Consider the following 21,804-nt stretch of genomic DNA (forward strand, 5'->3'; position numbering starts at 1 on the left):
AGATGATGATAATTCTAATTTAGCTTTGAGGCGTTATTTCGGTATCTTTCCCTTAGGGAAAGATACCGGGTGTGATTATTTTTCGGGGAGTTTGATGTCTTTAAACATCTCTTCAATATCTTCATTTGAGCGTAATGCAACGGCGGTATCAACAACGTCACGCGTTAAATGAGGGGCAAAGCGCTGAATAAAATCATACATATAGCTGCGCAGGAAGGTGCTACGACGGAAGCCAATCTTAGTGGTGCTATGACTGAAAACATCGTGCGCATCAAGACGCACCAGGTCAGGGTCTGACACCGGGTCCACCGCCATGCTGGCAATAACACCCACCCCCAGACCAAGCCGCACATAGGTCTTAATCACGTCGGCATCCGTCGCGGTAAAGACAATGCGCGGCGTTAACCCTGCCCGGTTAAAGGCCGTATCAAGTTCGGAGCGTCCGGTAAAGCCAAACGTATACGTCACCAGGGGATATTGGGCCAGCTCTTCGATAGTGACCGACCCTTTACCTGCCAGTGGGTGATCGGGGGTCACCACGATAGAACGGTTCCAGTGGTAGCACGGGAGCATCACCAGATCGTCATAGAGGTGAAGCGCTTCGGTGGCGATGGCAAAGTCTGCATTCCCCTTGGAAACGGCTTCAGCGATTTGTGTTGGCGACCCCTGGTGCATATGCAAAGAGACGCGAGGATAACGCTCTATAAAGCCTTTGATGACGCCGGGTAACGCATAGCGCGCCTGAGTATGCGTCGTGGCAATATACAGCGAGCCTTTATCCGGCCAGGTATGCTCCCCCGCCACAGACTTGATCGCATCGACTTTAGAGAGAACTTCCCGCGCAATGCGGATGATTTCCTGCCCCGCAGGCGTCACCTGGGTAAGGTGCTTACCGCTGCGGGCAAATATCTGGATACCTAGTTCATCCTCCAGCATACGAACTTGTTTGCTGATGCCCGGTTGCGAGGTATACAACCCCTCGGCGGTAGAAGAGACGTTAAGGTTATGATTCACCACCTCAACGATATAACGAAGCTGCTGTAATTTCATGCCAGACCATCCGATTTAGCGCATGCGGTCAATCGCTTAAGACGATTTAATAATAAGAAACAGGTTAACTATAACCACTATATCATTTATAGCCTGACTGTATAGTACGGAACAAAAAATAATAACAAGGCAATAAAAAAGGGCCGGAAATCCGGCCCTTTTACAGGTAAGTTACGGTAAGGGAAGATTATTTCTTGCCTTCAACCCATTTGCCATCGACAAAGAAGGCTGACCATCCGGTCGCTTTACCCTCTTTCTCTGCCGCAACATACTGCTGCTTGGTTTTACGGCTAAACCGCACCACGGTTTTGTTGCCTTCCGGATCCTGCTGTGGCGCGTCGGCCAGATAACGCAGTTTCTCAGGCAGACGATCGCGGAAGCGATGCAGCTCTTCCACCAGCGGCGCGCGCGTTTCACGCGATTTCGGGAAGGTGTTGGCGGCGAGGAAGACACCCGCAGCGCCGTCACGCAGCACGAAGTACGCGTCGGATTTCTCACAAGGCAGCTCTGGCAGCGGAACCGGATCTTCCTTCGGCGGAGCCACTTCGCCGTTTCGCAGAATTTTGCGCGTGTTTTTACAGTCGTCGTTGGTGCACGCCATGTACTTACCGAAACGCCCCATTTTAAGGTGCATTTCAGAACCGCACTTCTCACACTCCACAATCGGGCCGTCATAGCCCTTAATGCGGAACTCGCCCTCTTCGATCTCATATCCGTCACACGTTGGGTTATTACCGCAGACGTGCAGCTTGCGTTTTGGATCGATCAGGTAACTGTCCATTGCCGTGCCGCATTTCTTGCAGCGGCGTTTGGCACGCAGAGCATTCGTTTCCGCATCGTCACCTTCCAGCACGTTGAGAACTTCGTTCTCAGGCACCAGGTTGATGGTGGTTTTGCAGCGCTCTTTTGGCGACAGCGCATAGCCGGAGCAGCCAAGGAATACGCCCGTCGTGGCAGTACGGATCCCCATCTTGCGACCACAGGTTGGACAGTCGATGCTGGTCAGAACCATCTGGTTAGGCAGCATGCCGCCCTCTTCAGGATCCTTCTCCGCTTTTTCAAGCTGGTCGGTAAAGTCGCTGAAGAAGCTGTCGAGTACCTTTTTCCATTCCGCCTGGTGGCTGGCAACCTGGTCGAGGCTGTCTTCCATTTGCGCGGTGAAATCGTAATTCATCAGCTCGCGGAAGTTTGCTTCCAGACGGTCGGTGACGATCTCACCCATTTTTTCCGCATAGAAACGGCGGTTTTCAACGCGCACATAGCCACGATCCTGAATCGTCGAGATGATGGACGCGTAGGTCGAAGGACGACCAATACCGCGTTTTTCCAGCTCTTTCACCAGAGATGCTTCACTGAAGCGCGCAGGCGGCTTGGTGAAGTGCTGAGCAGGCACGAGGTCAACCAGCGAGAGTTCATCCCCTTTGTTCACCGCCGGCAGCGTTCGGTCTTCATCGCCTTTACGCAGCGCAGGCATCACTTTCGTCCAGCCGTCAAAACGCAGGATACGACCGCGAGCTTTAAGACGGAACTCACCCGCGCCTACGGTCAGCGTGGTGGAGTCGTACTGCGCTGGCGTCATCTGGCACGCCACGAACTGGCGCCAGATCAGCTGATACAGCTTCTGCGCGTCGGCTTCCATATCCTTCAGCGATTCAGCCAGGACAGAGACATCAGAAGGACGAATCGCTTCGTGCGCTTCCTGAGAGTTCTCTTTGCTGGCAAACTGGTTAGCGCTCTCCGGCAGGTATTTCTTACCGAAGTTGTCGCTGATGTAGCCACGCACCATATTGACCGCGTCCTGGCTCAGGTTGGTCGAGTCGGTACGCATGTAGGTGATGTAGCCCGCTTCATACAGACGCTGGGCCATCATCATGGTCTTCTTCACACCGTAGCCCAGACGCGTGCTTGCAGCCTGTTGCAGGGTGGAGGTGATAAACGGCGCACCAGGCTTACTGCTGGTCGGTTTGTCTTCACGTTCCAGCACCTGATAGCGTGCCTTTTCAAGCAGCGCCACGGCGGCCATGGTCTGGTCGCGGTTTTCCGGACGGAAAGGCTTATCGTTCTGATGGCTGACCTGCAGCGGCAGAGCGTCACCGCCCGGCGTGGTCACATTGGCGTCAACTTCCCAGAACTCTTCCGGGACGAAGGCTTTAATCTCGCGCTCACGCTCAACGACCAGACGCACGGCGACGGATTGCACACGCCCTGCGGACAGGCCACGGGCAATCTTCTTCCACAGCAGTGGAGAAACCATGTAGCCCACAACGCGGTCCATAAAGCGACGTGCCTGCTGGGCGTTTACACGGTCAATATTCAGTTCGCCCGGCTTCTCAAACGCCTGACGAATCGCATTCTTCGTAATTTCGTTAAACACTACACGGCTGTAGCGTTTGTCATCACCACCAATCACTTCCCGCAGGTGCCACGCAATGGCTTCCCCTTCGCGGTCAAGGTCGGTTGCGAGATAGATGTGGTCTGCTTTTTCAGCAAGCTGCTTCAGCTCGTTAACGACTTTTTCTTTCCCTGGAAGCACTTCATATTGTGCATCCCAGTTATGCCATGGGTTAACACCCATGCGGTTGACAAGCGCGCTACGTTCATCCTTTTTAGGCTTTTTAGCCCCTTTGGTGGAGGTAGAGTCTGCGCTCTTTTTGCTGGCTGAGCCACTGGTCGGCAAATCGCGGATATGACCAACGCTGGACTTAACCACGTAGTCATTACCCAGATACTTATTGATCGTTTTGGCTTTTGCCGGGGACTCAACGATGACGAGAGCTTTACCCATATTCACCTTTACCTAATTTAATTCTTCCAGGAATACGCCGCACGTTGATTTCCCTTCCGCTGACGACGAGCCAATGATATTGCGACTGCGTCAGGAGATATCAACCCCTTTGTCTTACCGGGCGTTAAAGAAAAGACGCCCAGGTGATTGAGTTCTCGGGTATTTTTCTCACATCTCGTGTAATTCGTGACGAATTCCCGGTTGAATGTCAAGCAATTCTGTTGCCAGAATGACGAAAGCGCACACTCTACCTGATAAAATTCGTTACGCAACTTTATTAGCATGCAAAAGCAAATCCCGCCAGCCAGGCCCCTGCAGCTTATCCCCTCACATTACAGGGAAAATTTGCCCCCAAAGCGCCCCCGGCGTAGACTATTGTCACTGTTTAAGGAGTGGATTATGCAGAATACGACCCAACCTATTGACCGAGCCTCTCTGCTTATCGAAGCAAACAAGCTTATCCGGGACCATGAAGATACGCTGGCGGGTATTGAAGCCACCGGCGTAGAACAGCGCAATGGGGTGCTGGTTTTCAGCGGCGAATACTTCCTTGACGAACAGGGGTTGCCGACCCCGAAAAGCACCGCCGTGTTTAACATGTTTAAATATCTGGCGCATACGCTTTCAGAGAAATATCACCTGGTCGATTAACGCAAAACGCGAGGCATAAGCCTCGCGTTTTTGTTTACAGCAGCGGTTTTTGTCCGCGCTGTAGCCAGCGCAGCAGCAGGCGGTCAGCACTTTCTGCCGCACTGTTGGTAAAGCGGTCCATCAGTCGTTTGCGCTGTGTAAAGCGCACGCCAACCAGTTCCCGGCCTTCCATCAGGTTGAGCAGAAGATCGTCGCTGGTTCCGACTTCATCCACCAGCCCTTTCTCCTGCGCCTGAACGCCGTACCAGTGCTCGCCAGTCGCGACCTGCTCAATGTCCAGCGTCGGGCGCATACGGTGCACAAAATCTTTAAAGAGATGATGCGTTTCGTTGAGATCCTCACGGAATTTTTGGCGCCCTTCCTCCGTATTTTCCCCCAGCAGCGTCAGGGTACGTTTGTACTGACCCGCGGTGTGAAGTTCAATATCAATCTCTTTATTTTTCAGAAAGCGGTTAAAGTTCGGGATCTGCGCTACCACGCCGATCGAGCCGATAATGGAGAACGGCGCGGCCACAATTTTGTCCGCCACGCAGGCCATCATGTAGCCACCGCTCGCTGCCACTTTATCTACGGCCACGGTCAGCGGGATCTGTTTTTCACGCAGGCGCTGCAGCTGTGAGGCAGCCAGCCCGTAACCGTGAACCACCCCGCCCGGGCTTTCAAGACGCACGACAACCTGATCCTGCGGTGTCGCCACGGCCAGAACGGCAGTCACCTCCTCCCGCAGAGAAGAAACCTCATGCGCATCCATGCTGCCTTTAAAATCGAGCACATAGACCCGTGGCGTGGCCTTATCCTGCGGCGCATTGAGTTTTGCTTTTGCTTTTGCCGCTTTAGCTTCCTGTTTATGCTTTTTCTTCTGCGCTTTCAGCCACAGTTTCTGTTGATGACTATCAAGCAGCGCCAGAGACATATCATCCTGCATCTCTTTATACTGCTCGCTCAGGCGGGTGATGCGTAACTCCCCACGCTGACGCTTGCGCTGCGTCAGGTTGACAATCAGAACGGCAACTACCGCAATGGCAACCACCACCGTCGCGATTTTGGCCAAAAACAACCCATATTGAGAAAGTAATTCCACGCGTTCCACCTTGATTTAACCACGAATCTTTCACGGCAGTGTACAACAGCCCTGCCCATGCGTCTCGCTCGTGACATTACCTCTGCGAGCCGCCTTCAGGAATCCCCGGGCTGGTCTTTAAATATTTGCAAATTGTTAATTTTACTGTAACGCGTCCTGTAGACTGATTGAATTATCAGGCGAATTCGGGCATAAAGCCGAAAAGTCATCATAAAGGCGCCATTGCGTTACCGGTCGCCTGAGGAGTCACCGTGCATTATCAACCGCAAAAAAATCTGCTGCAAAACCGGATTATTCTTGTCACCGGTGCCAGCGACGGGATTGGTCGCGAGGCGGCCCTGACATACGCCGAATATGGCGCGAACGTCATTCTGATTGGGCGCAACGAAGAAAAACTGAAAAGCGTCGCTCAGGAGATTGAGTCGGTATCTGGTACGCCAGCCCCGTGGTATACCCTCGATTTACTGACCTGCACGCCCGCAGTGTGCCAGGAATTAGCCCAGCGCATTAGCGCTCACTATCCGAGACTCGACGGCGTACTTCATAACGCCGGCTTGTTAGGTGAAGTGCGTCCGATGGATGAACAGGATCCTGATATCTGGCAGCAGGTGATGCAGGTCAACGTCAACGGCACTTTTTTCCTTACGCAGGCATTGCTTCCTTTATTACTCAAATCCGAGTCAGGGTCTCTGGTCTTTACCTCTTCCAGCGTTGGTCGTGAAGGACGTGCAAACTGGGGAGCCTATGCCGTATCCAAATTCGCGACCGAAGGCATGATGCAGGTACTGGCGGAGGAGTATCAAAGCCGCCATCTGCGCGTAAACTGCATTAACCCGGGTGGTACGCGCACCAAAATGCGCGCCAGCGCGTTCCCGAGCGAAGATCCGCAGAAGCTGAAAACCCCGGCAGACATTATGCCGCTCTATCTCTGGCTGATGGGCGACGACAGCCGCCGCAAAACCGGGATGACCTTCGACGCCCAGCCGGGCCGTAAACCAGGAATTTCGCAATGAGTGAAGAACGTCATCAGCAGCGCCAGCAGCGTCTGAAAGAACAGGTCGATGCGCGCGTCGCGGCAGCACAGGACGAGCGAGGGATCGTCATCGTCTTTACCGGCAACGGCAAAGGCAAAACCACCGCCGCGTTTGGCACCGCTACCCGCGCCGTCGGCCACGGGCAGAAGGTCGGCGTTATCCAGTTTATTAAAGGTGAGTGGCCTAACGGCGAGCGTAATCTGCTTGAGCCCCACGGGGTTGAGTTTCAGGTGATGGCGACCGGATTTACGTGGGACACCCAGAATCGTGAAACCGACACCGCCGCCTGTCTGGCCGTCTGGGAGCACGCTAAAAGAATGCTGGCCGATCCTTCACTCAATATGGTTCTGCTGGATGAGATCACCTATATGGTCGCCTACGACTATTTGCCGCTGGAAGACGTGCTTAATGCACTGAAAGACCGTCCCGCCCATCAGACGGTCATCATCACGGGCCGCGGGTGTCATCGGGATATTCTGGAGCTGGCAGATACCGTCAGCGAGCTGCGTCCGGTTAAACATGCGTTTGATGCGGGCATCAAAGCGCAAATTGGGATTGATTACTAAAGAAAAAAGCCCGGTGACTTCACCGGGCTTTTACGTTAACCGTTGTTATTACGGCTGCCGGAGCGGCGGCTGCTGCTCACCTGGCTGTGACGCTTCACCGCACGGCGAATCTGGTTCGCCTTCATGCGGCGACGATCTTTTTCCACCGCCACTTTAGAGGTGGTTTCCGGCGTCAGGCCGACCAGCTCGCGCAGGTAGTTGGTTTGGGTCAGATCCAGTTCGGTATAACCCCCACGCGGCAAACCTTTCGGCAGCAGGATGTCGCCGTAGCGGACGCGGATCAGGCGGCTAACCTGCACGCCTACCGCTTCCCAGAGACGACGCACTTCGCGGTTGCGGCCTTCGGTCAGGGTCACGTTGTACCACTGGTTAATGCCTTCCCCACCGGTAAACTTGATGGTTTTGAACGCCGCAGGACCGTCTTCCAGCTGAACGCCACGCGAGAGATCGCGCAGTTTATTCTCATCAACCTGGCCGAACACGCGCACCGCGTATTCACGTTCCACTTCACGGCTTGGATGCATCAGACGGTTTGCCAGTTCACCATCGGTGGTAAACAGCAGCAGACCGCAGGTATTCACGTCCAGACGACCAACGGCAATCCAGCGAGCGCCACGCAGTTTAGGCAGACGGTCAAACACCGTCGGGCGACCTTCCGGGTCATTGCGGGTACACAGCTCGCCTTCCGGCTTGTAGTAAGCCAGCACGCGGCAGATTTGTTCAGCGGACTCTTTCACGGAGATAAGATGACCGTCGATACGGATCTTCAGCCCCGGTACGATTTCTACGCGGTCACCCAGCGTGGCGATTTTACCATCCACACTCACGCGGCCCGCTTCAATAATGGCTTCGATTTCACGGCGTGAACCGTGGCCGGCACGCGCCAGCACTTTCTGTAACTTCTCGCTCATTGAGCTTCCTCAGGTGTCGCCTTCACAGGCGTCGAATCAGGTCAAAAGAGGGCTTAGCCCTGCTTTGATGGCCGCGTAGTATATCTGCTTATACCACTACAAGAAAGGCTTTACGTCACCCACGCCTTCTCGAATCACTTCCGGCGCATCTTCGGTTAAGTCGACCACGGTAGTGGGCTGCTGGCCGAGATAGCCGCCGTGAATAATTAGCTCGACCACCTTTTCCAGACGATCTTTGATCTCTTCCGGATCGGACTCGGTAAACTCGCTGCCGGGCAGCATCAGCGAGGTAGACAGCATCGGTTCGCCGAGGGTTTCCAGCAGCGCCTGCGCTATCGGGTTCGACGGCACGCGCATACCGATAGTCTTACGCTTTTCCTGCAGCAGGCGGCGCGGCACCTCTTTCGTCCCTTTCAGGATGAAGGTGTAGTTACCCGGCGTATTGTTCTTGATCAGGCGAAACGCCACGTTATCGACGTAAGCATAGGTCGACAGCTCAGAAAGATCGCGGCACATCAGGGTAAAGTTATGGCCGTCCGGCAGCTGGCGAATACGGCAAATACGCTCCATTGCCCCTTTGTCTTCAATTTTGCAGCCCAGCGCGTAGCCTGAATCGGTCGGGTAGACAATCACGCCGCCTTTGCGGACGATCTCCACCGCCTGGTTAATCAAACGTGGCTGCGGGTTATCCGGATGGATATAGAAAAACTGACTCATACTTCCCTCTCTTCAATTTGCTGCGGCTGTTCCCAGAGCTGCCAGACCGGCTCAACGCCAGCGGGCAGCCAGAGCTTGCGCCCAAGTTCGATCCACGCGCAGGGCTGATGAAAATCAGATCCCTGTGACCCAAGCAGGCCGAACTGGCGGGCATAGGTCGCGAGCTGGGCGCGCTCGTTGGGCGCCTGCTGACACTGGGCGACTTCCATCGCCTCGCCACCGCATTCGGCAAAATGTGCCAGCAGCCTTTTCAGCCATTTAGCAGAAAGATTATACCGGCCCGGATGGGCCAGCACGGCCTTACCGCCAGAATGATGAATCACATCAATAGCTTGTTTTATTGTACACCACTGTGGCGGAACGTATCCGGTTTTCCCGCGCGCCAGATATTTTTTAAAGACATCCGCCATCGTCGTGGCTTTACCCGCCTCAACCAGAAAACGGGCGAAATGACCGCGCGTGACCGCCCCGCCGTTCGCCAGCTTTTTGGCACCTTCCAGCGCGCCCGGAATATGCGCCTTTTCCAGACGCTCGCCGATCATCTCTGCGCGCTGGTTGCGGCGCGTTTTTTGTTCTTGCAAAAAGGCAGTAAGTGCCGGATGGTCTATATCGATGTTCAGGCCAACGATATGAATCTCATGGTTTTCCCAGACGGTCGAAATTTCGACGCCGGACACCAGATTGAGCGCCAGCCCGCGGCGGGCGATCTCGGCGCGCGCCGCCGGTATTGCATCCGTCGTATCGTGATCGGTTATCGCCAGCGTACCGACGCGCATTTCAACGGCACGATGAACCAGGGCTTCGGGTGTCAGCAGGCCATCAGAGGCCTGAGTATGGCTGTGTAAATCATAAATAATAGCGTAGGTGGTATCGCTCAAAGCACTTCCCATAACAGGTTGGAGACATCCGAAAACGCCATGATACCGACTTATATCGAAATTCTGAAATCAAGGGTTGACAACACGCCATCGAACTAGTTAACTAGTACGCAAGTTCACACGAGAAAGGTATCTGAAAATGACAGCGCATTTCACTCTGCACGGTTGGTGGCGTACTTCCTGATCTTCGGGCAGTGTCACGCGTCTGCGAAATGCAAACAGATACCCAGCCCGCTTCCAAGCGGGCTTTTTTTTGAACAGAAAATGAGAACAATATAATGCAAACAGCCAAACCACACCTCGAACTGCTGACCTGCGAGGCGGCCTACCGCCACAACCCGACAGCGCTGTTTCATCAGGTTTGCGGCGCACGTCCGGCGACGCTGCTGCTGGAATCTGCGGACATCGACAGCAAGGACGATCTCAAGAGCCTGCTGCTGGTCGACAGCGCGTTGCGCATTACCGCTCTAGGTGACACTGTCACAATTAAGGCCTTATCAGACAACGGCGCATCGCTGCTGCCACTGCTGGATGCCGCCCTGCCGTCAGGCATTGAAAACGAACGTCATCCAGAAATGCGTATTCTGCATTTCCCGCCGGTTAGCCAGCTGCTGGATGAAGACGCTCGCCTCTGCTCCCTGTCCGTCTTTGATGCCTTCCGCCTGCTGCAGAACCTGGTCACCGTTCCGCACGATGAGCGTGAAGCGATGTTCTTTGGCGGGCTGTTTGCCTACGATCTGGTCGCCGGCTTTGAAGATTTACCGGAAACCGAGCAGGGCAATCGCTGCCCGGACTATTGTTTCTATCTGGCCGAAACCCTGCTGGTGATCGACCATCAGAAACAATACACCCGCATTCAGGCCAGCCTGTTCACGCCTTCGACCGCTGAGAAAAACCGTCTTGAGCATCGCATCGCGCAGCTTCAGCAGCAGATGACGGAAGCGCCTCCTGCGCTTCCGGTGCAGCGAGTGGAAAAAATGACCTGCGATGTGAACCAGACCGACGATCAGTATGGCGCCGTGGTTCGCCAGATGCAAAAAGCGATTCGCGCCGGGGAAATTTTCCAGGTCGTGCCGTCCCGTCGCTTCTCGCTGCTCTGCCCGTCTCCGCTGGCGGCCTACGACGTGCTGAAGAAAAGCAATCCAAGCCCGTACATGTTTTTCATGCAGGACAACGAATTCACGCTGTTCGGCGCCTCGCCGGAAAGCTCGCTGAAGTACGACGCCACCAGCCGTCAGATTGAGATCTACCCGATCGCCGGAACCCGTCCACGCGGACGTCGCGCAGACGGCTCGTTGGATCGCGATCTCGACAGCCGCATCGAGCTGGAAATGCGTACCGACCATAAAGAGCTCTCCGAGCACCTGATGCTGGTTGACCTGGCGCGTAACGACCTGGCACGCATTTGCACCCCGGGCAGCCGCTACGTGGCGGATCTGACCAAAGTTGACCGCTATTCGTTCGTGATGCACCTGGTCTCTCGCGTGGTCGGTGAGCTGCGCCACGACCTCGACGTGCTGCACGCCTACCGCGCCTGCATGAATATGGGCACCCTGAGCGGTGCGCCGAAAGTGCGTGCCATGCAGCTGATTGCCGCCGCCGAAGGGCGTCGTCGCGGCAGCTACGGCGGCGCGGTGGGTTACTTCACCGCCCACGGCGACCTCGATACCTGCATCGTGATCCGCTCCGCCTATGTAGAAGACGGCATTGCCACCGTCCAGGCGGGAGCCGGGATTGTTCTTGATTCCGTTCCGCAGTCTGAAGCTGACGAAACGCGCAGTAAAGCCCGAGCGGTCCTTCGCGCCATTGCTACCGCACACCATGCACAGGAGATTTTCTGATGGCTGACATTCTGCTGCTCGATAATATCGATTCCTTTACCTACAACCTGGCAGATCAGCTGCGTGCGAATGGCCATAACGTCGTTATCTATCGCAACCACGTGCCGGCCCAGACCTTGATTGACCGTCTGGCAACCATGCAAAACCCGGTGCTGATGCTCTCTCCTGGGCCTGGCGCACCGAGCGAAGCGGGCTGTATGCCGGAGCTGCTGACCCGTATGCGCGGCAAGCTGCCGATTATCGGTATCTGCCTCGGCCATCAGGCGATTGTTGAAGCCTACGGCGGCTACGTTGGCCAGGCGGGAGAGATCCTGCACGGTAAAGCGTCCAGCATTGAACATGACGGCCAGGCAATGTTTGCCGGGCTGCCGAATCCGCTCCCGGTCGCGCGCTACCACTCGCTGATCGGCAGCAACATTCCCGCCGGGCTGACCATTAACGCCTCGTTTGAAGGGATGGTGATGGCGGTGCGTCACGACGCGGATCGCGTCTGCGGGATGCAGTTCCATCCGGAATCCATCCTGACCTCTCACGGTGCCTGCCTGCTGGAGCAGACGCTCGACTGGGCGTTACAGAAGCTGGAGCAGACCAACACCCTGCAGCCGATTCTGGAAAAACTGTACCAGGCGCAGACCCTGAGCCAGCAGGAGAGCCACCAGCTCTTCTCCGCCGTGGTTCGCGGTGAGCTGAAGCCGGAACAGCTGGCGGCCGCGCTGGTGAGCATGAAGGTCCGCGGCGAAAGCCCGCAGGAGATCGCCGGTGCCGCTACGGCCCTGCTGGAAAATGCCGCCCCGTTCCCGCGCCCGGACTATCAGTTTGCCGATATCGTCGGTACCGGCGGTGATGGCAGCAACAGTATCAATATTTCAACCGCCAGCGCCTTCGTAGCGGCAGCGTGTGGTTTAAAGGTCGCGAAGCACGGTAACCGCAGCGTGTCCAGCCGGTCAGGTTCTTCCGATCTGCTCGCCGCATTCGGCATTAATCTCGATATGAACGCCGAACGTTCCCGTGAAGCGCTGGATGACCTGGGCGTCTGCTTCCTGTTTGCGCCGAAGTATCACACCGGTTTCCGCCACGCGATGCCGGTTCGTCAGCAGCTTAAAACCCGCACGCTGTTTAACGTGCTCGGCCCGCTGATCAACCCGGCGCACCCGCCGCTGGCGCTGATCGGTGTCTACGGCCCGGAGCTGGTCCTGCCGATTGCCGAGACGCTGCGCGTGCTGGGTTACCAGCGTGCCGCCGTGGTGCACAGCGGCGGAATGGACGAAGTGTCACTGCATGCGCCGACGCTGGTGGCCGAACTGCGCGACGGTGAAATCCTGAGCTACCAGCTCGAAGCCGATGACTTTGGTTTAACTCCGTATCACCAGGAAGCGCTGGCAGGCGGTACCCCGGAAGAAAACCGTGACATTCTGACGCGCTTATTACAAGGTAAGGGAGAGGTCGCTCATGAGGCCGCCGTTGCCGCCAACGTCGCCATGCTGATGCGTTTGCACGGTGAGGAAGACCTGAAGGCCAACGTTCAAAAAGTTCTGGATGTACTGCGCTCCGGTGCAGCTTACGATCGCGTTACCGCACTTGCGGCAAGAGGGTAAAGAATGCAGACCGTTTTAGCGAAAATCGTTGCCGATAAGGCCATCTGGGTGGAAGCCCGCAAGCAACAGCAGCCGCTTGCCAGTTTTCAGAACGACGTCGTCCCTAGCAGCCGTCGTTTCTATGACGCCCTGCAGGGTGCGCGCACCGCGTTTATTCTGGAGTGCAAAAAAGCGTCCCCGTCCAAAGGCGTTATCCGTGACGATTTCGACCCGGCGCGCATTGCCGGTATTTATAAGCATCATGCCTCAGCCATCTCCGTGCTGACGGATGAGAAATATTTTCAGGGCAGCTTCGATTTTCTGCCGATCGTCAGCGGCATCGCGCCGCAGCCGATCCTGTGCAAAGACTTTATTATCGACCCTTATCAGATTTGGCTGGCGCGCTTTTACCAGGCCGACGCCTGCCTGCTGATGCTCTCGGTGCTTGACGACGAGCAGTACCGCCAGCTCTCTGCCGTGGCGCACAGCCTGAAAATGGGCGTGCTGACCGAAGTGAGCAACGAAGAGGAGCTGGAGCGCGCGATTGCGCTGGAAGCCAAAGTGGTTGGCATCAACAACCGCGATCTGCGCGATCTGTCAATCGACCTGAACCGCACGCGCCAGCTGGCGCCGCGTCTGGGCGCTGGCGTCACGGTGATCAGCGAATCCGGCATAAACAGCTACGCCCAGGTGCGCGAGCTGAGCCACTTCGCCAACGGTTTCCTGATTGGCTCCGCCATGATGGAACATGACGATCTCAATGCGGCAGTGCGTCGCGTGCTGCTGGGTGAAAACAAAGTCTGCGGCTTAACCCGCGAACAGGACGCCCAGGCCGCGTATGAAGCCGGAGCGATTTATGGCGGGCTGATTTTTGTGGATTCCTCTCCTCGCGCGGTGAGCGAAGAGCAGGCGCGTAAGATCATCGCCGCGGCACCGCTCAGCTATGTTGGCGTGTTCCGCAATGCGGATATCGCAGAGATGGTTGTAAAAGCCGACGCGTTATCCCTGAGCGCGGTGCAGCTGCACGGCGATGAGGATCAGGCCTATATCGATGCCCTGCGCGCCGCGCTGGCGCCGCAGGTACAGATCTGGAAAGCGCAAAGCGTTAGCGATACGTTGCCCCCGCGTAACCTGAACCACGTGGATAAATACGTCCTCGATAACGGCCAGGGCGGAAGCGGCCAGCGTTTTGACTGGTCTCTGCTGAACGGCGAAAAGCTGGACAACGTCCTGCTGGCGGGCGGATTAAGCCCGGACAACTGTGTAGAAGCCGCGAAAACCGGCTGCGCAGGCCTCGATTTCAATTCAGGCGTAGAGTCCCAACCGGGTATCAAAGATGCCAGCAAGCTGGCCTCGGTTTTTAAAACTCTGCGTGCATATTAAGGAAGAGAAGATGACGACATTACTTAACCCGTATTTTGGTGAGTTCGGCGGGATGTACGTCCCGCAAATCCTGATGCCCGCGCTGCGCCAGCTGGAAGAAGCGTTTGTCAGCGCGCAAAAGGATCCGGCGTTTCAGGCTGAATTTACCGACCTGCTGAAAAATTACGCCGGTCGTCCGACCGCGCTGACCAAATGCCGCAATCTGACGGAAGGTACGAAAACCACGCTGTATCTTAAGCGTGAAGACCTGCTTCACGGCGGCGCGCACAAGACTAATCAGGTGCTGGGCCAGGCGCTGCTTGCGAAGCGTATGGGCAAAACCGAAATCATCGCCGAAACCGGCGCAGGCCAGCACGGCGTGGCCTCGGCGCTCGCCAGCGCCCTGCTCGGCCTGAAATGCCGCATCTATATGGGGGCGAAAGACGTTGAGCGTCAGTCTCCGAACGTCTTCCGTATGCGCCTGATGGGTGCGGAAGTGATCCCGGTACACAGCGGCTCCGCGACGCTGAAGGATGCCTGTAACGAAGCGCTGCGCGACTGGTCCGGCAGCTATGAAACCGCGCACTATATGCTCGGAACCGCGGCGGGCCCGCACCCGTTCCCGACCATCGTGCGCGAATTCCAGCGCATGATCGGGGAAGAGACCAAAGCGCAGATCCTCGAAAAAGAGGGTCGCCTGCCGGATGCGGTGATCGCCTGCGTCGGCGGCGGGTCAAACGCCATCGGCATGTTCGCAGACTTTATCGACGACACCAGCGTGGGTCTGATTGGCGTTGAGCCTGCCGGTCACGGCATTGAATCAGGTGAACACGGCGCGCCGCTGAAGCATGGCCGCGTGGGGATCTACTTCGGCATGAAATCCCCGATGATGCAGACCGATGAGGGCCAGATTGAAGAGTCTTACTCTATCTCTGCCGGCCTCGACTTCCCTTCCGTCGGGCCGCAGCACGCCTATCTGAACAGTACGGGTCGCGCGGACTATGTCTCCATTACCGATGACGAAGCGCTGGAAGCGTTCAAAACGCTGTGCCGCAGCGAAGGGATCATCCCGGCCCTGGAGTCTTCACACGCTCTGGCCCATGCGCTGAAAATGATGAAAGACAATCCGGAAAAAGAACAGCTGCTGGTGGTAAACCTTTCCGGACGCGGTGACAAAGATATCTTCACCGTTCACGATATTCTGAAAGCACGAGGGGAAATCTGATGGAACGCTACGATAACGTATTTGCAGAACTGAAATCCCGCCAGGAAGGCGCGTTCGTTCCCTTCGTCACCCTGGGCGACCCGGGCCCGGAACAGTCGCTGAAGATTATCGACACCCTGATTGAGGCCGGTGCCGACGCGCTGGAGCTGGGGATCCCGTTCTCTGACCCGCTGGCGGATGGCCCAACCATTCAGAATGCGACGCTGCGCGCGTTTGCCTCTGGTGTGACGCCAACCCAGTGCTTTGAGATGCTGGCGGCAATTCGCCAGAAGCACCCGACCATTCCGATTGGCCTGCTGATGTACGCCAACCTGGTGTTCAACCGCGGTATCGATGAGTTTTACGCCGAGTGCGCACGCGTAGGCGTCGACTCCGTTCTGGTCGCCGACGTGCCGGTCGAGGAGTCCGCGCCGTTCCGCCAGGCTGCGATGCGTCACAACGTCGCCCCGATTTTCATCTGCCCGCCGAACGCGGATGACACACTGCTGCGCCAGATAGCCTCTTACGGGCGCGGCTACACCTACCTGCTCTCCCGCGCAGGCGTAACCGGTGCCGAGAATAAAGCCGCCCTGCCGCTGCATCATCTGGTGGAAAAGCTGGCCGAGTACCATGCCGCGCCGCCGCTGCAGGGCTTCGGGATCTCCTCTCCGGATCAGGTCACCGCGGCGATTGACGCGAAGGCTGCGGGTGCCATCTCCGGCTCTGCGATTGTGAAGATCATCGAGAAGAACGTGGACAAACCCGAGCAGATGCTGGCCGAGCTGAAAGCGTTTGTGACGGCCATGAAGGCGGCGACGCTTAAAGCCTGACCCCTCCACCGTCTGGCACCCCTGCCAGACGGTTACCCTTTCTTCCCCGCCATCAACAAAGGATTACGTCAAAATTGATCCTTTCGATATTTTCGGTGTGAATGGCTTTTCAAACTGTTATGTAAGCGTATGATCTGGACTCTTTTTTATCTTTAATCCTTCTGAGTTCAGAGGCTTATTCATGTCATGGCAATCCTTCAAACAGACTTACCTGGTTAAGTTCTGGTCACCCGTTCCGGCTGTTATCGCGGCTGGCATTCTCTCTACCTACTATTTCGGCATTACCGGCACCTTCTGGGCCGTGACCGGCGAGTTCACCCGCTGGGGTGGTCAATTGCTGCAGCTCGCTGGCGTGCATACCGAAGAGTGGGGTTACTTTAAACTCATCCATCTGGACGGCACGCCGCTTACCCGCATCGACGGGATGATGATCATCGGCATGTTCGGCGGCTGCTTCGCGGCGGCGCTGTGGGCAAACAACGTTAAGTTGCGTATGCCCAAAAGCCGGATCCGCATTCTTCAGGCAGTTGTCGGCGGTATCATTGCCGGGTTTGGCGCCCGTCTGGCGATGGGCTGTAACCTGGCCGCTTTCTTTACGGGGATTCCTCAGTTTTCGCTTCACGCCTGGTTCTTTGCCGTCGCCACGGCCATCGGCTCTTACTTTGGCGCAAAATTTACCCTGCTGCCGCTGTTTCGCATTCCAGTGAAAATGACCAAAGTCAGCGCAGCGTCTCCGTTAACCCAGAAGCCCTCTCAGGCACGCCGCCGTTTCCGTCTCGGAATGCTGGTCTTTTTCGCTATGGTGGCATGGGCGCTGTGTACGGCTCTGAACCAGCCCAAACTCGGTCTGGCGATGCTGTTCGGCGTGGGTTTTGGTCTGCTCATTGAACGCGCGCAGATCTGCTTCACCTCCGCGTTTCGCGATATGTGGATCACCGGCCGCACGATGATGGCGAAGGCGATTATCGCCGGGATGGCGGTCAGCGCCATCGGCATCTTCAGCTATGTTCAACTGGGCGTCGAACCGAAAATCATGTGGGCCGGCCCTAACGCGGTCATTGGCGGCCTGCTGTTCGGCTTCGGGATCGTGCTGGCCGGCGGGTGTGAAACCGGCTGGATGTATCGCGCCGTCGAAGGACAGGTGCACTACTGGTGGGTGGGTCTTGGAAATGTGATTGGCTCGACGGTCCTGGCGTACTTCTGGGACGATTTGTCCCCGGCGCTTGCCACAAGTTGGGACAAGGTCAACCTGCTGAGCACCTTCGGCCCTCTCGGCGGCCTGCTGGTCACCTACGCCCTGCTGTTGGTTGCTTTTTTACTGGTCGTCGCACAGGAGAAACGTTTCTTCCGCCGTGCGGGCGTTAAAACAGAAACGCAGGAGAATGCTGCATGAAAGAGATCGTGCCTGATTATCGTCTGGATATGGTTGGCGAGCCCTGTCCATATCCGGCGGTGGCTACGCTTGAAGCGCTACCGCAGCTAAAGAAAGGGGAAATTCTGGAGGTGGTGAGCGACTGCCCGCAGTCCATCAACAACATACCGCTGGATGCAAAAAACCACGGTTATACGGTGCTGGATATCCAGCAGGATGGCCCAACCATTCGCTATCTGATTCAAAAATGATCCCTAAGGGCCTCGCCAGGGGCCTTTATCGTATTGAATTATAAGACATCTTGATCCACGGCAAAAACGGGATTTTTGACTTAAGTAAAATCTCATTTCCCTTTTGAAGGAGGTTTTCGCGATTTGATGTATTTACGAGCTTTACTGGTTTTCGCCTTATTGATTCCCTTCCATGCGCTGTCCCTGAATTTCTCTTCCACCTTCCTGCGCCTTGATTGTCCGCAAAGAGGACTTGTCGAGGTTATTCTGCACGTCTATGACCATACCCAGGAACGGTGGCGCGGCCATTTTGAAACCGGCGCGGGACATAAACGTGCGGGTGATACCGAAATTATCCCGTTTGCCAATGGCGATATTCTCTTCCATTCCCTGTCCAGCGACGCTTTCAGCTATTTATATGATGGGGAAACGATCCTGAGGCACTGCGTAAAGCTTGATGAGCGGCCGGTTTATCCGTCGTTTTGAAGTGAGCAAAGCAAACTGGCCACCCTGTGGCCAGTTTGACGGGGGATCAGAAACGATAACCCGCAGAGAACATAAACACCCACGGATCCAGTCGCGTGTTGATGCTTTGCTGCTGACCGCCCGCCTTGAAGCGTACGTCCGTATCAATATCCATATACCAGACGGAGGCGTTAATTAACCAGTCGCGGTTAATCAGGTAATCCAGACCGACCTGCCCCGCCATGCCCCACGAATCTTTCAGGCTGAGGTCAGTCAGACCGGCCTCTTTACCGGTATCGTTAAACTTCTCGTCAAAGAAGGTGGTGTAGTTCAAACCAGCGCCAATATAAGGGCGCACCTTGCTGCTTGAGTCGCCAAAGTACCATTGCGCCATCAGCGTTGGCGGTAAATGGTGAACCGTTGCAATATCACCGGTTGCGCCCAGACCCACGCGATGACGGAACGGCGTTGCAGCAAGAAGCTCAACACCAACGTTTTCCGTCGCCATATAGGTGAACGTTAACCCTAACTGGGTGTTATTACTGACGTTAAAACCGCCCATACCCAGCACGTTATCCGATCCTTCAGTTGGGCGAACCGTAGCCGAACCGGCACGAATAAAGAATTCGCCTGCTTCATGCGCGTACGCGCCGCCAGAGAGACTGCTTAATACAAGGGCTGCCACCGCTAATTTTTTCATATCCGCTCCATCGTTGTGGTTTTAATCGCGGATGAGAATATACTCACAAAAGGGTAATAAGTGATCTGCCACAGATCACATTAAAACCAGTAACTTAACATTCATTGATCTGGGTTAATTTTTTGTGGCGCGTTCAAAAGCGATAAGTTGTTTCCATGTCAATTTTTGGCATTTCACGGTTACAAAATTTTCCCTTTCCCCCCTCTTGCTCTTCCTCTGGCGGCTGGATAATTTATCGCTCTCACAAATTGATTTGATGCGTTCTTCTTTTGCAGGTGTGCCATGAGTGATATCAACCCGTGCATGACGTGCGGAGCCTGTTGTGCGTATTTTCGAGTCTCTTTCTACTGGGCCGAAGCCAGCGATGGCGGCGGTACCGTTCCGGTTCATCTCACCGAGCCGTTAACCCCCTTTCTGCGCTGCATGAGCGGCACGAACCAAAAGCAGGCTCGCTGTGTGGCGCTACAGGGTGAGCCTGGGGTCTCTACCCGATGTTCCATCTATGAGGATCGCCCCAGCCCGTGCCGGGAATTTGCCATGTCGGGGGAAGATGGCCAGGTCAACGAAGCCTGCAATCGCGCACGCGCACGCGTGGGATTACCGCCGCTTTACAAAGATATGCTTTTCCATACAAGCCTTGATGCTGCCACAGCAGGTGCATCCGGTGTACAATTGCCGGCTAATTAACACCTGCAATACTCAAGGAGAGTGCATGTCTATCACGGCGAAGTCTGTCTACCGTGACACGGGAAACTTTTTCCGCAATCAGTTCATAACCTTTTTACTGATCGCGTTGCTTTGCGCCTTTATCACGGTGGTGCTGGGTCATGCGTTTTCACCGAGTGAAGAACAGATTGCCAGCCTGAGCCAGGGCGACCATCTTGCGGGTAGCGTGGGGTTGTTTGAGCTGGTGCAAAACATGACGCCGGAACAGCAGCAAATCCTGCTGCGCGCCTCTGCCGCGTCCACCTTCTCGGGCCTGATTGGTAATGCAGTTCTGGCGGGCGGCGTTTTGCTGATGATTCAGCTGGTATCGGCGGGTCACCGGGTCAGCGCCTTACGGGCGATTGGTGCCAGCGCGCCGGTCTTACCTAAGCTGTTTATCCTGATCTTTTTGACCACCCTGCTGGTGCAGATGGGGATAATGCTGGTCGTGGTGCCGGGCGTACTGCTGGCTATCGTGCTCTCGTTTGCGCCTGTGATGGTCGTGCAGGATAAGATGGGTATTTTTACCGCGATGCGCAGCAGCATCCGACTGGCATGGGCTAATATGCGTCTGGTGGCGCCTGCCGTGATCGGCTGGCTGCTCGCCAAAACGCTCCTGCTGTTGTTTGCGCCGAATTTTGCGGTATTAACGCCGAACGTTGGCGCGGTAGTGGCGAATACGCTGAGCAATCTGATTTCAGCGGTGCTGCTGGTCTATCTGTTCCGCCTGTATATGTTAATTCGTCAGTAATCCTGAGGCGGGTGGCATCGCTGCCTCCCGCCCCGCTCAGAAGATGGAATCACAGAATGAAGCAGTTTCTTGATTTTTTACCGCTCGTGGTCTTTTTTGCTTTTTATAAGCTGTACGATATTTATGCCGCGACCACTGCGCTGATCGTTGCAACGGCTGTGGTCCTGATCTATAGCTGGGTTCGCTACCGTAAAGTCGAAAAAATGGCGCTGGTCACCTTCGTCTTGGTCGCCGTATTCGGCGGACTGACTCTGTTCTTCCATAACGATGAATTTATCAAGTGGAAAGTGACCGTGATTTACGCCCTGTTTGCGGGCGCATTATTAATCAGCCAGTGGGTGATGAAAAAACCGCTGATCCAACGCATGCTGGGCAAAGAGCTGACGCTGCCTCAGGAAGTCTGGTCCCGTCTGAATATCGCCTGGGCGGTCTTCTTTATTCTCTGCGGTCTCGCTAACATCTATATTGCTTTCTGGCTGCCGCAGAATATTTGGGTCAACTTTAAGGTCTTCGGCCTGACCGCACTGACCCTTATCTTCACGCTGTTAAGCGGCGTATACATTTATCGCCACATGCCGCAGGACGACAAGCACTGATTAATGACTGACCAGAACGTCAGCGACAGGCGTTCTGGTCTATTCTCTCTGCTGTAAAATCATAGTAGCATCCCGCCTGAAGTCTTCCGTTACGAGTTAAAACAATGACAACAACTAACGCCCCGCAGGGCGAACTGGTTTTACGCACACTGGCAATGCCCGCTGACACCAATGCCAATGGCGATATTTTTGGCGGCTGGCTGATGTCGCAGATGGATATGGGCGGCGCAATTCTGGCAAAAGAGATCGCCCACGGGCGCGTGGTGACTGTGCGAGTGGATGGCATGACCTTCCTGCGCCCGGTTGCGGTAGGTGATGTGGTTTGCTGCTACGCTCGCTGCGTCAAACGCGGCAATACCTCTATTTCAATTAACATCGAAGTGTGGGTTAAGAAAGTCTCTTCTGAGCCGATTGGGCAGCGTTATAAGGCCACTGAGGCGCTGTTTATTTATGTCGCAGTGGACAGCGAGGGTAAACCTCGTCAACTTCCTCAGGCCTGAT

Annotated in this window: 24 protein-coding genes and 1 other annotated feature; of the genes, 15 read left to right on the forward strand and 9 right to left on the reverse strand. The window is 55.7% G+C overall.

What is annotated here, in order from left to right:
• Positions 1 to 75 precede the first annotated feature (75 nt).
• Positions 76 to 1,050 carry an HTH-type transcriptional regulator CysB gene (gene cysB / locus LRM19_RS07975; RefSeq protein ID WP_008502814.1) on the reverse strand — a complete coding sequence of 325 codons (975 nt, stop codon included), beginning with the start codon at positions 1,048 to 1,050 and terminating at the stop codon, positions 76 to 78.
• A gap of 187 nt (positions 1,051 to 1,237) precedes the next feature.
• The gene (topA, locus tag LRM19_RS07980) at positions 1,238 to 3,835 is read right to left on the reverse strand and encodes a type I DNA topoisomerase (protein WP_249576666.1); all 2,598 of its coding nucleotides are present in this window, start codon (positions 3,833 to 3,835) and stop codon (positions 1,238 to 1,240) included.
• 399 nt (positions 3,836 to 4,234) lie between these two features.
• Between topA and LRM19_RS07985 the strand changes: the two genes are divergently transcribed.
• The gene (locus tag LRM19_RS07985) at positions 4,235 to 4,486 is read left to right on the forward strand and encodes a YciN family protein (RefSeq protein WP_003856804.1); all 252 of its coding nucleotides are present in this window, start codon (positions 4,235 to 4,237) and stop codon (positions 4,484 to 4,486) included.
• A gap of 34 nt (positions 4,487 to 4,520) precedes the next feature.
• Here LRM19_RS07985 and sohB read toward each other — a convergent pair whose 3' ends face one another.
• Complete coding sequence (gene sohB / locus LRM19_RS07990) at positions 4,521 to 5,567, reverse strand: protease SohB (protein WP_271368143.1); 1,047 nt, start codon at positions 5,565 to 5,567, stop codon at positions 4,521 to 4,523.
• 251 nt (positions 5,568 to 5,818) lie between these two features.
• Between sohB and LRM19_RS07995 the strand changes: the two genes are divergently transcribed.
• Together LRM19_RS07995 and cobO are read left to right on the forward strand one after the other, a co-directional pair.
• The gene (locus LRM19_RS07995) at positions 5,819 to 6,580 is read left to right on the forward strand and encodes a YciK family oxidoreductase (RefSeq protein WP_127731299.1); all 762 of its coding nucleotides are present in this window, start codon (positions 5,819 to 5,821) and stop codon (positions 6,578 to 6,580) included.
• Positions 6,577 to 7,167 carry a cob(I)yrinic acid a,c-diamide adenosyltransferase gene (gene cobO, locus LRM19_RS08000; protein ID WP_045908891.1) on the forward strand — a complete coding sequence of 197 codons (591 nt, stop codon included), beginning with the start codon at positions 6,577 to 6,579 and terminating at the stop codon, positions 7,165 to 7,167. The genes LRM19_RS07995 and cobO overlap by 4 nt, the downstream gene beginning before the upstream one ends.
• 35 nt (positions 7,168 to 7,202) lie before the next feature.
• Here the strand turns inward: cobO and rluB are convergent, their stop codons facing one another.
• From rluB to rnm, 3 genes are all read right to left on the reverse strand, one after another.
• Positions 7,203 to 8,078, reverse strand: coding sequence for a 23S rRNA pseudouridine(2605) synthase RluB (gene rluB / locus LRM19_RS08005; protein WP_023312076.1), 876 nt, complete (start codon positions 8,076 to 8,078; stop codon positions 7,203 to 7,205).
• 96 nt (positions 8,079 to 8,174) lie between these two features.
• Complete coding sequence (locus LRM19_RS08010) at positions 8,175 to 8,795, reverse strand: L-threonylcarbamoyladenylate synthase (protein ID WP_003856793.1); 621 nt, start codon at positions 8,793 to 8,795, stop codon at positions 8,175 to 8,177.
• Positions 8,792 to 9,673: an RNase RNM gene (gene rnm, locus LRM19_RS08015; RefSeq protein ID WP_271368149.1), complete on the reverse strand. Its 882-nt coding sequence runs from the start codon at positions 9,671 to 9,673 to the stop codon at positions 8,792 to 8,794. Before rnm ends, LRM19_RS08010 begins: the two co-directional genes overlap by 4 nt.
• A gap of 139 nt (positions 9,674 to 9,812) precedes the next feature.
• Between rnm and trpL the strand changes: the two genes are divergently transcribed.
• The 8 genes from trpL to yedF all read left to right on the forward strand — a co-directional run bounded on the left by trpL (position 9,813) and on the right by yedF (position 18,107).
• Positions 9,813 to 9,857: a trp operon leader peptide gene (gene trpL / locus LRM19_RS21200; RefSeq protein WP_106993556.1), complete on the forward strand. Its 45-nt coding sequence runs from the start codon at positions 9,813 to 9,815 to the stop codon at positions 9,855 to 9,857.
• Positions 9,834 to 9,928, forward strand: a sequence feature (Trp leader region). (Overlaps the previous gene by 24 nt.)
• Before the next feature lie 23 nt (positions 9,929 to 9,951).
• On the forward strand, positions 9,952 to 11,514 hold the full coding sequence (locus LRM19_RS08020) for an anthranilate synthase component 1 (protein ID WP_271368150.1): 1,563 nt from the start codon (positions 9,952 to 9,954) through the stop codon (positions 11,512 to 11,514).
• Positions 11,514 to 13,109, forward strand: a complete 1,596-nt coding sequence (gene trpD, locus LRM19_RS08025; RefSeq protein WP_271368151.1) for a bifunctional anthranilate synthase glutamate amidotransferase component TrpG/anthranilate phosphoribosyltransferase TrpD — start codon at positions 11,514 to 11,516, stop codon at positions 13,107 to 13,109. The genes LRM19_RS08020 and trpD overlap by 1 nt, the downstream gene beginning before the upstream one ends.
• A 3-nt stretch (positions 13,110 to 13,112) precedes the next feature.
• A complete protein-coding gene (gene trpCF / locus LRM19_RS08030) occupies positions 13,113 to 14,471 on the forward strand; it encodes a bifunctional indole-3-glycerol-phosphate synthase TrpC/phosphoribosylanthranilate isomerase TrpF (protein WP_271368153.1) in 1,359 nt (452 codons plus the stop codon).
• Positions 14,472 to 14,481: 10 nt separating this feature from the next.
• On the forward strand, positions 14,482 to 15,675 hold the full coding sequence (gene trpB / locus LRM19_RS08035; RefSeq protein WP_024907111.1) for a tryptophan synthase subunit beta: 1,194 nt from the start codon (positions 14,482 to 14,484) through the stop codon (positions 15,673 to 15,675).
• Positions 15,675 to 16,484, forward strand: coding sequence for a tryptophan synthase subunit alpha (trpA, locus tag LRM19_RS08040; protein ID WP_252093087.1), 810 nt, complete (start codon positions 15,675 to 15,677; stop codon positions 16,482 to 16,484). The genes trpB and trpA overlap by 1 nt, the downstream gene beginning before the upstream one ends.
• A 181-nt stretch (positions 16,485 to 16,665) precedes the next feature.
• A complete protein-coding gene (yedE, locus tag LRM19_RS08045; RefSeq protein ID WP_115875447.1) occupies positions 16,666 to 17,877 on the forward strand; it encodes a selenium metabolism membrane protein YedE/FdhT in 1,212 nt (403 codons plus the stop codon).
• The gene (gene yedF, locus LRM19_RS08050) at positions 17,874 to 18,107 is read left to right on the forward strand and encodes a sulfurtransferase-like selenium metabolism protein YedF (protein WP_003856774.1); all 234 of its coding nucleotides are present in this window, start codon (positions 17,874 to 17,876) and stop codon (positions 18,105 to 18,107) included. Before yedE ends, yedF begins: the two co-directional genes overlap by 4 nt.
• 156 nt (positions 18,108 to 18,263) lie before the next feature.
• Here yedF and LRM19_RS08055 read toward each other — a convergent pair whose 3' ends face one another.
• The 3 genes from LRM19_RS08055 to LRM19_RS08065 form a co-directional block, all read right to left on the reverse strand.
• Positions 18,264 to 18,473 carry a hypothetical protein gene (locus LRM19_RS08055; protein ID WP_158285465.1) on the reverse strand — a complete coding sequence of 70 codons (210 nt, stop codon included), beginning with the start codon at positions 18,471 to 18,473 and terminating at the stop codon, positions 18,264 to 18,266.
• A 145-nt stretch (positions 18,474 to 18,618) separates the two neighbouring features.
• On the reverse strand, positions 18,619 to 19,251 hold the full coding sequence (gene ompW, locus LRM19_RS08060) for an outer membrane protein OmpW (protein WP_115875450.1): 633 nt from the start codon (positions 19,249 to 19,251) through the stop codon (positions 18,619 to 18,621).
• 114 nt (positions 19,252 to 19,365) lie between these two features.
• Complete coding sequence (locus LRM19_RS08065; protein WP_168707998.1) at positions 19,366 to 19,641, reverse strand: hypothetical protein; 276 nt, start codon at positions 19,639 to 19,641, stop codon at positions 19,366 to 19,368.
• On the opposite strand from LRM19_RS08065, the gene LRM19_RS08070 reads away from it, so the two are divergent.
• From LRM19_RS08070 to yciA, 4 genes are all read left to right on the forward strand, one after another.
• Entirely contained in the window at positions 19,534 to 19,938 is a 405-nt protein-coding gene (locus LRM19_RS08070) for a YkgJ family cysteine cluster protein (protein WP_021240310.1), read from the forward strand. The genes LRM19_RS08065 and LRM19_RS08070 overlap by 108 nt on opposite strands.
• Positions 19,939 to 19,963: 25 nt before the next feature.
• Positions 19,964 to 20,707: a YciC family protein gene (locus LRM19_RS08075; protein ID WP_033145752.1), complete on the forward strand. Its 744-nt coding sequence runs from the start codon at positions 19,964 to 19,966 to the stop codon at positions 20,705 to 20,707.
• 56 nt (positions 20,708 to 20,763) lie between these two features.
• The gene (locus LRM19_RS08080) at positions 20,764 to 21,303 is read left to right on the forward strand and encodes a septation protein A (RefSeq protein WP_025756566.1); all 540 of its coding nucleotides are present in this window, start codon (positions 20,764 to 20,766) and stop codon (positions 21,301 to 21,303) included.
• Between the two features lie 104 nt (positions 21,304 to 21,407).
• A complete protein-coding gene (yciA, locus tag LRM19_RS08085) occupies positions 21,408 to 21,803 on the forward strand; it encodes an acyl-CoA thioester hydrolase YciA (protein ID WP_008502796.1) in 396 nt (131 codons plus the stop codon).
• The last annotated feature ends 1 nt before the right edge of the window (position 21,804 follow it).

This window comes from Enterobacter sp. PI-10 (assembly GCF_027947695.1).
Classification (GTDB): Bacteria; Pseudomonadota; Gammaproteobacteria; order Enterobacterales; family Enterobacteriaceae; genus Enterobacter; species Enterobacter vonholyi.